This window comes from Mycoplasmatota bacterium, from assembly GCA_018394295.1.
Lineage (GTDB): Bacteria > Bacillota_I > Bacilli_A > Haloplasmatales > Haloplasmataceae > JAENYC01.
In genome coordinates this window covers 81,564-93,883 of sequence record CP074573.1, presented here as the reverse complement: position 1 = coordinate 93,883, position 12,320 = coordinate 81,564, and the positions used below count along the sequence as shown (strand labels likewise).

16 protein-coding genes are annotated in these 12,320 nt (G+C 30.1%); 4 read left to right on the top strand and 12 right to left on the bottom strand.

Annotated elements, in window-relative coordinates; all coding sequences use genetic code 11:
* Positions 1-351: 351 nt before the first annotated feature.
* From KHQ81_00435 to istB, 3 genes are read left to right on the top strand one after another with little or no spacing between them, the layout of a single operon-like run.
* A complete protein-coding gene (locus KHQ81_00435) occupies positions 352-915 on the top strand; it encodes a transposase (GenBank protein QVK18220.1) in 564 nt (187 codons plus the stop codon).
* Between the two features lie 8 nt (positions 916-923).
* Positions 924-1,559 carry a hypothetical protein gene (locus KHQ81_00430; GenBank protein ID QVK18219.1) on the top strand — a complete coding sequence of 212 codons (636 nt, stop codon included), beginning with the start codon at positions 924-926 and terminating at the stop codon, positions 1,557-1,559.
* A 24-nt stretch (positions 1,560-1,583) separates the two neighbouring features.
* Positions 1,584-2,345, top strand: a complete 762-nt coding sequence (gene istB / locus KHQ81_00425) for an IS21-like element helper ATPase IstB (protein ID QVK18218.1) — start codon at positions 1,584-1,586, stop codon at positions 2,343-2,345.
* Positions 2,346-2,532: 187 nt separating this feature from the next.
* On the opposite strand, the gene KHQ81_00420 is transcribed toward istB, so the two are convergent.
* From KHQ81_00420 to KHQ81_00405, 4 genes are all read right to left on the bottom strand, one after another.
* Positions 2,533-3,087 carry an IS3 family transposase gene (locus KHQ81_00420; protein QVK18217.1) on the bottom strand — a complete coding sequence of 185 codons (555 nt, stop codon included), beginning with the start codon at positions 3,085-3,087 and terminating at the stop codon, positions 2,533-2,535.
* Between the two features lie 45 nt (positions 3,088-3,132).
* Positions 3,133-3,876 carry a transposase gene (locus tag KHQ81_00415; GenBank protein ID QVK18216.1) on the bottom strand — a complete coding sequence of 248 codons (744 nt, stop codon included), beginning with the start codon at positions 3,874-3,876 and terminating at the stop codon, positions 3,133-3,135.
* A gap of 106 nt (positions 3,877-3,982) precedes the next feature.
* Complete coding sequence (locus KHQ81_00410) at positions 3,983-4,462, bottom strand: GNAT family N-acetyltransferase (protein QVK18215.1); 480 nt, start codon at positions 4,460-4,462, stop codon at positions 3,983-3,985.
* A gap of 16 nt (positions 4,463-4,478) precedes the next feature.
* The gene (locus KHQ81_00405) at positions 4,479-5,183 is read right to left on the bottom strand and encodes a gamma-glutamyl-gamma-aminobutyrate hydrolase family protein (GenBank protein ID QVK18214.1); all 705 of its coding nucleotides are present in this window, start codon (positions 5,181-5,183) and stop codon (positions 4,479-4,481) included.
* 472 nt (positions 5,184-5,655) lie between these two features.
* Here KHQ81_00405 and KHQ81_00400 point away from each other — a divergent pair, with 472 nt between their 5' ends.
* Positions 5,656-6,102: a spore coat protein gene (locus tag KHQ81_00400; GenBank protein ID QVK18213.1), complete on the top strand. Its 447-nt coding sequence runs from the start codon at positions 5,656-5,658 to the stop codon at positions 6,100-6,102.
* Positions 6,103-6,180: 78 nt separating this feature from the next.
* On the opposite strand, the gene KHQ81_00395 is transcribed toward KHQ81_00400, so the two are convergent.
* From KHQ81_00395 to KHQ81_00360, 8 genes are all read right to left on the bottom strand, one after another.
* Positions 6,181-7,377, bottom strand: a complete 1,197-nt coding sequence (locus tag KHQ81_00395) for a P-loop NTPase (protein ID QVK18212.1) — start codon at positions 7,375-7,377, stop codon at positions 6,181-6,183.
* Positions 7,378-7,396: 19 nt separating this feature from the next.
* Positions 7,397-8,221: an MBL fold metallo-hydrolase gene (locus KHQ81_00390; GenBank protein QVK18211.1), complete on the bottom strand. Its 825-nt coding sequence runs from the start codon at positions 8,219-8,221 to the stop codon at positions 7,397-7,399.
* Positions 8,222-8,224: 3 nt separating this feature from the next.
* Positions 8,225-9,088, bottom strand: coding sequence for an ATP-binding protein (locus tag KHQ81_00385; GenBank protein ID QVK18210.1), 864 nt, complete (start codon positions 9,086-9,088; stop codon positions 8,225-8,227).
* Positions 9,085-9,939, bottom strand: a complete 855-nt coding sequence (locus KHQ81_00380) for an ATP-binding protein (protein QVK18209.1) — start codon at positions 9,937-9,939, stop codon at positions 9,085-9,087. The genes KHQ81_00385 and KHQ81_00380 overlap by 4 nt, the downstream gene beginning before the upstream one ends.
* A complete protein-coding gene (locus KHQ81_00375; protein QVK18208.1) occupies positions 9,926-10,294 on the bottom strand; it encodes a NifB/NifX family molybdenum-iron cluster-binding protein in 369 nt (122 codons plus the stop codon). Before KHQ81_00375 ends, KHQ81_00380 begins: the two co-directional genes overlap by 14 nt.
* 91 nt (positions 10,295-10,385) lie before the next feature.
* Complete coding sequence (locus tag KHQ81_00370) at positions 10,386-10,745, bottom strand: DUF134 domain-containing protein (protein ID QVK18207.1); 360 nt, start codon at positions 10,743-10,745, stop codon at positions 10,386-10,388.
* A gap of 57 nt (positions 10,746-10,802) precedes the next feature.
* Entirely contained in the window at positions 10,803-11,018 is a 216-nt protein-coding gene (locus tag KHQ81_00365) for a DUF5320 domain-containing protein (protein QVK18206.1), read from the bottom strand.
* A gap of 155 nt (positions 11,019-11,173) precedes the next feature.
* Positions 11,174-12,214: an NADH:flavin oxidoreductase gene (locus tag KHQ81_00360; protein QVK18205.1), complete on the bottom strand. Its 1,041-nt coding sequence runs from the start codon at positions 12,212-12,214 to the stop codon at positions 11,174-11,176.
* Positions 12,215-12,320 lie beyond the last annotated feature (106 nt).

The window sequence follows — 12,320 nt, the reverse complement described above, 5'->3', positions numbered from 1 at the left end:
TCTGCACTCATCAAATTTAATGAAACAATTATTATGTTGCTCATCAAGGTAGGTTAACCCTAAACTATCTATCTTAACAATATTTTTAAAATGTTATAATTTACAACCCATATTCCCCTCCATGTATTAAAATATTCATACTTTGATTTTATCACCAGTGTTTAATTGTGTAAACTGATATATTCAATTCATAAAACAACATACATATTTCTCTCTTAAATATTATTAATGATAATATAAAGATAACCAATCTTGATTATGAGAAAGTTACCAATTTTGGTAATAACATAATCAATTAGGTTATCTTTTTTAGTATAATAGTTTCAGTTGAACTGAAGCGAGGTAAAAAAAGTGACTGAAATAAATGTACTAGGAATGTTAGATATATTGAGAACGTATGATATGAAACCAAATTATAGTGAATTAGCAAGAATCTATGGATTAGACCGACATACTATTAAAAAATATTATGAAGATGGAGGAAAGAAATTGATTACAAGAAAACGCGAAAGTGGATTTGATCAATATAAAGAAGAAATATCACATTTGATGAATAAATCTGGCGTAACAAAGAAAGCAGTTCATGAATATTTAAGAGATAAATATGAAAATATACCGGCATATTCAACCTTTAGACACTATACTCAAAATAATCATATTACCATACCTAAAAGCACCACTCCACATGTTAGATATGAAACCAGGCCAGGAGACCAACTACAAGTAGATTGGAAAGAAAGTATGAAACTAATAAGTAAGTACGGAGAAGTATTTGAGTTTAATGTATTAACTTCTACTCTAGGATTCTCAAGGTATCATAAATTCGTTTATTCAAAAACAAAAACGACAGAAGACTTCATCCGTTGTGTAATCGATACATTAAATCATCTAGGGGTATCCCTAAACATATTTTAACGGATAATATGTCAGCTGTCGTTAGCATCACAAATGGAACTAAAAAGAAACATTCTAAAATAAAACAATTTGAACGGGATTTTGGAATTTCGATAAGATTATGTAAGGCAAGGACTCCAGAAACAAAAGGTAAAGATGAGTCCGCTAACCGATTCTTGGCTTGGTTACGTCCTTATGATGGTGAATTTGAAGATGAAGAGGAACTGATCAATATATTGAACAAGATAAACAACAAGGTCAATCTAGAGAATAATCAAACCACCAATATACCACCGAGTGTCTTATTTGAAAAAGAAAAAGAATATCTAAATCCTTTACCTAACAAAATTCTGTTAGAATCCTACGTAGAAAACGTAGATATACAATCAGTGCCGCAAACACTGCTTGTAAATTATAAAGGAAATGGATATTCTGTACCCAGTAAGTTTATAAACAAAAGAGTTAAATTGATACCCATTGATGATAAACTCTATATCTATTATAACACTGATTTAATCATAATACATAATATATCCAACAAGAAATTTAATTATAATGAGAGCCATTATAAAGCTGCACTTGGTATCACCATTAAAAATGATAATTTAGATATTGATCAAATCGCAAAAGAAAATCTAGCATTATTAGATCAAATAACACGATAATAGTAGAAAGATGAGGAGTACGCGATGTTAAATAATTATAATAAATTATTAAATAACTTAGAAACCCTAAATTTAAACCTTTTTAGAGCCAATATCGACTCTTATTTGAATCTTATCGCAAAAGGCGAAAAGAATATAGTAGATTCGTTATATGAACTTACAGAGTATGAAATGAATTTTAAACGAGAACGTGCAATAACGTCATGTGTTAAAGTCGCTAATTTCCCCTTTCTTAAAACATTAGATGATTTTGATTTTGGGTTTCAACCATCTATAAATAAAGACGAAATATTAAATTTCAAATATTTAAAATTCATTGAGAATAATGAAAATATTCTTCTAATCGGATCTCCAGGGGTTGGTAAAACTCATTTAGCTACGTCAATAGGAATTGAAGCAGCTAAATCAAGAAAAAGTACTTATTTTATAAGTTGTAACGATATAATTTTACAACTTAAACGAGCACATTTAGAAAACAGATTAGAAACAAGATTAAAATTTTTCACCAAATACAGGGTATTAGTAATTGATGAAGTTGGATTTTTACCTCTTGATACAGAATCATCTAATTTATTATTTCAATTAATCGCTAGACGGTATGAAAAAAAGTCTACAATTATAACAACAAACAAACCACTCTCTAAATGGGGAGAAATATTTGGAGATAGTGTATTAGCTAACGCCATTCTAGATCGATTACTTCACCATTCTCATGTGATAAATATTGTCGGTAGATCATACAGAACTAAAGATAAAATAGAAAGTATTGAACCTAATAAAAAATGATTATGAGTAAATTACCATAATTGGTGAATCTATCATAATCAAAATTGGTGAAATTTATATTGACATTAACAAAATATTAATTACTAAAAGCTTTTTCGGTTTAATAATGGGCTTCCGTAAACAAAAAAAGGAGTATAATGAACTTACACCTGTCAAGTAGACAGAAATAAAAAAAGTAAAAATTTCATTAAGCTGCTTTAAGATGGTTTCTATATTGAGTAGGGGCCATCTTATTTAATGTCCATTGATATCTCTTACAGTTATAATATCTCATATAGTTATCAACAATTTTATATAACTCATAAAAGTCTTTAGCCTGTTGATAATCACATTCATCTTTGAAATGACCAAAGAATGTTTCCATTTTAGCGTTATCCAGGCAATTACCTCTTCTAGACATAGATTGTATTATATTTAATTCTTTCAATTTATTTACATATGACGGATTTGTATAATGAACACCTTGGTCTGAATGAATCATGGTGTTTTTCAACTTTTTCTTTCCGTATTTTTTAACAAGTTGATCAATTATTTCAAGTGATAAATTTAAACTTAATCCTCTAGATAGCTTCCAAGCCACTATTTCTCTCGTACAAAGCTCTTTAACGACAGATAAATAATATCTTTGGTTACCATAGATTAAATAAGTTATGTCGGTCACAAATACAGTATCTGGCTCTTTAACATCAAACTGTCTATCTAATTTGTTTTCAAAATAATTGTGTTCCTTATTTGCCTGCATAATCCCTAACCTTACGTATTTCAGCTCGTATTCCATATTTCTTCATTAGTCTATAAATCTTCTATAAATCTTCTTAGGATTCATGACAATGCCTTCATCGTTTTTTAAATCCATATTTATTCTTAAGTATCCATGCTTCTTATTATGTTTTAACCATGTTTTTTTTATAACTACAAAATCAGCGTAATCCTGTTCTTCTCTTTTTTGTCTATTAGGTATTGTTTTAACCCACTTATAATAACCTGATCGAGATACTTCATAATATTTACATAATAACTCAATGGATATTTTAACTTGATCTTTTATTTTATGTATATAACGGAAAATATCTTGAGTAGGCTTAATTTTAAACTCATTTCCGCTTTGTTTCACTTCCTTTCCTAGCCTGTATTCTTTTTTTAATTCTTCATTTTCTTTTCTTAGGACTTCTATTAATTTCTCTTGGATCAGTACTTTTTCATCACTAGATAATTCTATTTCTTTCTTTGGTCGTCCTGATTTGCCATTTTTATTACGACCTCTATTTTTCTTATAGAAGGATTCTTTTCCTTGTTCATCATATTGCTTTATCCACTTTAGTACATACATATCATTTTTATCTTTATTAAATGGTAGTTTATTTAGTTCGAATATTTCCCTCATTGGATATCCTTGTTTTCTCATCTCTACAGCCTTAATCTTAAATTTAGGGGTATATTGAAGTATCTTACCTACCTTAAGCACATTAGGATTCTGTTCCAATTCTTGACGATGTTCTTTAATATATTCTTTAATACTTATTTTACTCATTATTATTACTCCCGTCTTCAACTTTCTCTATTATAAAATAAAATACCTACATAACCAACACTTTTTTATTTCGTGTCTACTATATAGGTATAATATCATAAAACTCCTAGTCCACTAATGTCATAACAAAAAAAGTATGACCCGTTTTTGATTTAAATTGATTCTCAAATTCAAATCCAGATTTATTATAAATATGAATCGCTTTATGATTAAAATCTAAAACCGTTAATCGAAATTGATTTACATTATAATTCTTCTTAAAATAGTTTAATCCAAACTGAAATAATGAATATCCTTTTCCTTTACCTATTAGTTTAGGATTCATTCCAAAACCAATATCTAGATAATCTGTTTTATCATAAACATGAAATGTATTCCCGTAAGGAACAATTGCTGCTTCTTTTGTACAAAAGAAACCAATTAAATTCCCCTCTACATCTATTACTGAGTAATAATCTAAACTTAACAATTCATCGAGTGATTCCTGGTTATCCTCCATATTATAAATTGACAAGCTGCCTTCATATTGCCAATTTATGATTTCCCTAGCATATTTTTCATTCATTTTAACCATTTGATAATTCATCTAAATCCCACCTTCTTTATTTATTACATGCTTCAATAAATTTCCTAAATAATGAAAATTGTTCCTCACTTCTTTCAGGATGCCACTGAACACTTACCACAAACCGATGATTTTTACTAATCATTGCTTCTACCACACCATCACGTGTATGACCAATGGCTTTTAATCCATCACCTAATTGTTTAATAATTTGATGATGAAAACTATTGGTCATTATTTTTTCACCATAAAGCTTCTCTAAAATACTATTTTTTTTAAATCTTACTTGATGAACGATTTGTTTATCATCATATCCATATTTCAATTGATTATGAACGATTAATATATCTCGTTTTAATTCACTAATATCTTGATACAATGATCCAGATAAAGCAACATTTAATACTTGATGTCCCCGACATATTCCTAATAAAGGAATATCTTTTTCAAGAGCTTTAAGAACCAATTTAATTTGAAATTCATCTAATTCATCATCTATTCCTTTGGTGTAAGAATTAGTCTCTTCATGAAATAACTTGGGATTAATATCATCTCCCCCAGGTATGATTAATCCATCTATCTTATTTACTATATCTCCTATATATGTCTCATCATTTACAACAGGAATACCAATGGGTATTCCACCACAATTTTTAACACTATTAATATAACTAATTGGCAATCTCATATTTGTTTTCCGATTTATCTTTTTGTTCAAAGAAGAAATTCCAATTAAAGTCAAAATTAGCACTCCTTTATTTATATTTTATTGTACATGACATAAAAATATCTGTAAAGTTTATTATAACCTATCCAAAATATAGCTATCATTATTCACAAAATACAATTAACTAAAGCGGAGCGCTATAATTTAAATTAAGTCCTATCACATTTTGTCTAGGTAAACTTTTTATCAAATGGTTACAATAATATCCATCATTAAATTATACCTGATAGTTTAGATTGTTCTTTTCTATCAGATTTCTTTTATTCAATCATATCAAACATGATATAAGAAGCTTTATTTTTATTCTCTTACTCATTTAGTAATTAAATAAATCCTTTGTTAGTACTTAAAAATCTCTCCTGATAGTTTTCATTTTTAGTATATGTGAAATACTACCTGATGTTATAAATAATATTTTTAAAAAGTTATTTTCAATAATGAATATTATAGGTTTTAAGACAAACTATAAATAATGGAGGTTGATAATATGAATAATTTAACACAAAAAGAAATAATTTTACTTAATGATCAAAAATCTCATGAAGAGCTTTGTGTAAAAAAATATACTAATTATGCAAATCAAGCACAAGATCCTGTTTTAAAAGAAATGTTTAAAAAACACGCTCAACATGAACAACAACACTTAAATACAATTAATCAGATTTTAAGTGGACAGGTTCCAACAATGGGACAACAACAATCTCAACAACAAAGCACTTCTCAAACTGGTGTAAGTAATCAACAAGACATTGATTTATGTTATGATTTACTTGCAACAGAAAAATATATTTCATCTACATATGATACTGCAATATTTGAATTCAATGATCCTAACATAAGAACTGCATTAAATCATATTCAAAAAGAAGAACAACAACATGGAGAGGAAATATATAAGTACTTAAAAAGTAAAGGTGCCTATAATGTACAATAAATTATAATCATTAATAAACACGGTTAGAACAACTCATAAGAGTAAAATCTAACCGTGTTTCATTTTTTTATTCAATAATTAATGTCCACACTCACCCTGATGTTGATGTTCATGACAAACAGAACCTGTAGATTTTAAAGTACCTTTTAAGTACTCTTCTGCAGCTACCTTAGCATTTCCGCTTGCACCAGTTATAACTTCTATTCCATGTGAATTAAATATATCAATGGCACCACCACCCATGCCACCTGAAATAATAACATTAACTCCTAAGTCATGTAAAAAGTTAGGTAAGAAGCCAGGTCTATGCCCTGGGTTAGGTATTGATTCACTTTTTACGATTTGATTATTTTCCGTTTCAAAAACACTGAAACTTTCACAATGTCCAAAATGTTGAGTTACAAATCCATTTTCACTCGCTACAGCAATTTTCATTTTCTTTCCTCCATTTTTTTCTAAAATATCCGCTGTATGTTCTAACCAATCTCCAATGAAAAGTTCTATTAAACCTTTATCACAAGCTGAAGCTATTTTTGAATCAATTGGTAACTTAGCTAAAACATCAACGTTATGCTTTTTAGCAATCTCTTCAATATGACTTTGCCCAAATATATTGTATTCCTTGTCACAGTCTGGGCATTTGAAATATGACATGTTTTCAACAATCCCGATGATTGGTATATTCATCATTTTTGCCATTCTAACTGCCTTAGATACAATCATTGAAACTAATTCTTGAGGTGAGGTTACAATGACAATTCCATCTACTGGGATTGATTGAAATACTGTAAGTGGTACATCTCCTGTGCCTGGTGGCATATCAATAAACATATAATCTACATCATTCCAGATGACCTCTTTCCAAAACTGCTTAACAGTATTTGCGATAATCGGTCCTCTCCAAACTACAGGATCTGTTTCATTTTCTAGAAGTAGGTTAATTGACATAATATCAATACCTGTTTTACTTTTCACAGGGAATAAACCTAATTCATTGTGTGTTGCTTTCTCATTAATGCCAAATGCTTTAGGGATTGATGGACCTGTTACATCAGCATCAAGGATGGCTGTTTTATAATCTCTTCTGTTCATCATGACAGCTAGCATAGAGGTAACAAGGGATTTACCAACTCCCCCTTTACCACTAACAACACCAATCACTTTTTTGATTTTACTCAATTCATGCGGTTTTTCAGAAAAATCAGTTTTAGGTTCTTTTCTGTCAGCACAATCATCGCTACAAGTGTTACAATTTTGATCACATAATTCACTCATTTTACTTTCTCCTTCTAATCTATATGGTTAATATATTACCTGTTGATAAATACTCGATTTTATCTTCCATGATTCCTTTTAATATTTCATAAGGTTCGATACCTGTACAATGACATGTATAATACATTGATTCCGTATTTTTCAAGTATTGTCCTATTTTTTTCAATAATTCTAACTCTTCGGGTTTATTCGAAAGCAGTTTATGTAAATGAAATCCACCAATCACATAATCTAATGGCTTTTTATATATTTTACTAATGCTTTCTATAATATTTACTATACCTTTATGGCAACATCCTGCTAATAACACGGTCAATTCATCTTCCCTTATAATCAAGTTTTGTTCATGCTTGAAATCATCCTGAACATATGATGAATCTACTTTCATCAATAAATTTTGATTACTTAATGGAAGTAATTTCTTGCCCTTAATATTAGAGATTATTTCTAATTCATCATCAATTTTTAGATTATCATTAACAAATATAATACGCTTATTATCCATTAACTCTTTATCTAAGCCAATATATACCTTTTCACCTTTAGACCTAATTGAATAATGTTCTTTAAATGCTTCTTGATGAAGATATATTATCGCTTTGGAATTTATCTTCAAAAACTCTTTTAGTCCACCACCATGATCATAATGTCCATGAGAGATTACAACTGAATCAACTAAAGAAAGGTCAACACCTAATTTTTGTGCATTTTCAATAAATAAATCACTTACCCCCAAATCAAATAGAAGTTTATGCTTTTTCGTTTCAATATATAAACTTAATCCATGTTCACAATTAAATTCTTCTGATTTTGAAGTATTTTCTACTAGTGTTTTAATTATCATACGCTAATCCTCCGAAAGTAGATTAAGGGTGGCTTCAAAAACTTTTTTTGTTTCATTACCTGCGATACAATCAATATCAACAATACTTAAACCATTGTTAATTGCTTCTACTGCCTTTTTATCAAAGGGGATTTTCCCAATGAAAGGTAGGTTTAACCGATGACAATAAGCCATTATTTTTTCTGTATTTTCAATATTGGTATCATATTTATTAATACAGACAGCTGTTTTTGTTTTAAATTTTTCTGCAGTATTTATAATACGCTCCATATCATTAATACCTGAAATAGAAGGCTCAGCTACAATTAAAACCATATCAACGCCGCTTAATGAAGCAATAACTGGACATCCTATTCCAGGAGAACCGTCAATTATTGCTAGTTCTGTATCTACAGCGTATGATTTCATCTGTTTCTTTACTTCAGTAACAAGCATTCCTGATGTGCCACTTCCCATTCTTAATTTAGCTGTGGAAAAAACAGCATTATCTATATACAACATTAAATCTCCAGCAACAGCTGGTTTAAGAGAAATAGCACCTTCAGGGCAAATGACTTCACATACTCCACAGCCTTCACAAGCGTGATCACTAACCGTATAAAAGTTATCCACATTAATTGCATCAAAGCGGCAATTTTGCCTGCATTGATCACATTGTATACATAAATCAGTATTTATATTAGCTTTTGGTAACCCAAAATAATCTGTTCTTTTATAGTCTTGTGATTGACTCATGATTAGGTGCAAATTAGGTGCATCGACATCACAATCAGCGAATGCTTTTGCTTCTGATAATTTAATAAACGCACTTGCAATAGTTGTTTTTCCTGTTCCACCTTTACCACTAAGGATTAATAGTTGTTTCATACTAAAACCTCCTTAGTTATCTTCTGAAGCAGTGTAGAAAAAATATCTTTATACTCTTCATTTTCTCTAACAGCAACTTTTGCATTTGAATTTAGGATTCCTAATTGATTATCAAAAGGGATTTTCCCCAAAATCTTGATTCCTTTTTCAATGCAAAATTTTTCTGCAGGATTTTCACTTTCTAGACATTTATTCAATATGACACCATGTGGTTTATTAAATAACTTAACAAGTTCATAAACCATATTCAGATTATGAACACCAAACAAAGTTGGTTCAGCTACTAATACACAATAATCAGCATCCTTAATACTATCCATAACAATACAAGCACTACCTGGTGGACAGTCAATGAAAGTAGGTTCTTTAAGTGTAGATGCTTCATTCATAAGTTTTTTTATAATTGGAGTCCCTGATGCTTCACCAGTATTTAATATTCCTGTAATGACAGAAACATTTTCAGAAACACCTTTTTGAACTTCTCCAATTGTTTTCTCTTTTTCTGATAAAGCATTCTTTGGACAAAATAATGCACATCCTCCACAAGAGTGACAGACCTCTTCAAAGACAATGAGTCTATTATAAATATAAGCTAAAGCATTAAATTTACAAAAGTCAACACACTTACGACAACCATCACAAAGACTTTTATCCACAGATGGAATCTTGATTGATATTGGTTCTGACTCAATATCTTTTGGTTTTAAAAAAAGGTGTCCATTTGGTTCTTCAACATCACAATCTATATAGACTGCATCTTTAGCTGAAGCTGCCAAATTTACTGATACTAAAGTTTTACCAGTACCCCCCTTACCGCTTAGGACTGCTATTTTTTTATTACTTAGCACCATGGTTATGAAATCCGGCATGTATTTCTTTCAACATTGTTAACTTACCTTCAATAAAAGCATTAATATTATCTTTAATACAATCATTCATTGTTTTGTATATCTCAATATTAGCAGCTTTTAATACTTCTGCAGCATTTTGACCGCATCTAGGTGTGAGTAAAACACTGACTTTATTATCCACAATGGTTTGTGCTGCCTTAATTCCTGCACCACCTTGACTAGCTACTGCACTATTATCTAAAAAAACACTTTCTTTTGATTCTGTATCATAGATTAAAAAATATGGTGTACGTCCAAATGACATACATACACTCGTTAGAATTGATTTATCATCTACTGGAATTGCGATTTTCATTTAACATCCTCCTTTTATTCCTTTTAATATATAGTAAAATACCCTACAATTTAACCCCTGTGTTTAAGCTTTTCATCTAATAAAACCTATATTACTCTTCTATCATTTTTCTATTACATCTATGTCTGTAGCAGCCATTACAAGATTTTTCTATCCCCTCACAAAGTTTATAATCTCCACCCTCAATTCTTAACACTTTTCCGTTCACTAAAGACTCAGCAAGTTTTTTCCTTGCATCATTATAAATTCCTTGTACCGTTGTACGTGCAATATTCATTTGTTTAGCGCATGTTTCTTGTGTAAAACCTTCTAAATCAATCAAACGTATCGTTTCATATTCATCAACAGTCATTGTCACAAAATATTCTTCATTAATTGGGGCATTTAGCGGTCCAAATCGATCACTTTCAGGCAAACAACAAACTTTTCTCCATTTTTTAGGCCTTGGCATATTCATTCACCTCATTTTTTAACAGCAAAAGAGTACAGCTGTAACTTCTTTTCCCCTTTAACAATTTTCTAGCTGCTTATTTACAGCATTAAGTCTTTCTTCAAGTAATTTTTTTTGGCTTTTCAACCATTCTTTTTGCTTTGTTGAAACAGATAAAATTCTTCTAAAACCACGTCTACAACCATATCCACGTCCGAGTCTTAACCCTAAACAACCATCAGTATTACCAAAACCTCTTCTGATCATAGGTCCAGTCCCGTCTCTTCCTGGCATATAATCACCACCTTTAGTTTTTGACATATGTCATTTTCAATTCCATTATACTCTATTTATGACATATGTCAATAACGATTTAATACATTTTTCTATTTTTTAATAATATAAAACCACCAATTACTGAACTAACAGTCTATTGGTGGTTATATTAGTTATAGATTATTTCTTGGACAAGTTCTTCCATCCAATCGATATTTACATGGTTTACAATGATAACATTTATTGACACTTTCACCACTTATGGCTTTATTTGTCCACTCTGAATCAGCTAGTAACCCTCTACCAACTGCTACCATATCTACCATATTATTTTCAAGTAAATATTGTGCTTCTTTTGGTTCTCTAATTCCATAGACACAAGCAACAGGAATATTTACTTCTTTATAAATGCTAGTTCCCATATAGGTAATATTTGAAAAGGGAAATTCAGCTGGTACAACAATACTATTTGCACCTATCCCAGATGATACATCTAATAAATCAACACCCAAGTTTTCTAATTCTTTAGCGAAATATTTATCTTCTTCCATTGTTGAATCATTTACACCAAGACGATAAGAGATGATAAAATCCTCTCCTACCGCTTGTCTAACTGATTGAATTATTTCAATTGATAATCTTAATCTATTATCTAATGAACCCCCATAAATATCTGTTCTCTTATTCACTTCTTTAGAAGCAAACTGACTTAATAAATAGCCATGGGCGCCATGAATTTCAACCCCATCTAGTCCCGCTTTTTTCGCCCTTAAAGCTGCCGAAACAAAATCTTTTTTTATCTCTTCTATTTTTTCAACTGACATTTCTAAACAGCTTTTATCTTTCATCTCAACGATAGAAGAAGAGTACACAGGATTACTAATAGCTTTCATACCTGCATGGACTAATTGAATGATTACCATAGAACCCTCATCATGACAACTTTTCGCAACTTTTTCAAACTGTGGGATATGCTTATCATCCCAAAGTCCAAGTTGGGAATCAGTTAAGCGACCATCTTTTGATATTGCAGTTGCTTCAACGACAATTAGACCCGTTCCACCTTTAGCTCGTTTTCCATAATGGGCACTACGATCTATTGTTTCAACTCCATCAGAATTTCCCCAATTGAAACAAACTAGAGCTGGCATGATAATTCTGTTTTTAACTATATGCTTATTTACTTTAATTGGACTGTTTATTATATTATTCATTTTCTTACCACCTATTCTTTATAATTTTTTCATGTCTTCCTATTATCTTATAATACTAAAATATTGACCTTATGACAATAAAAATAGTATAATGTTTATATATTCA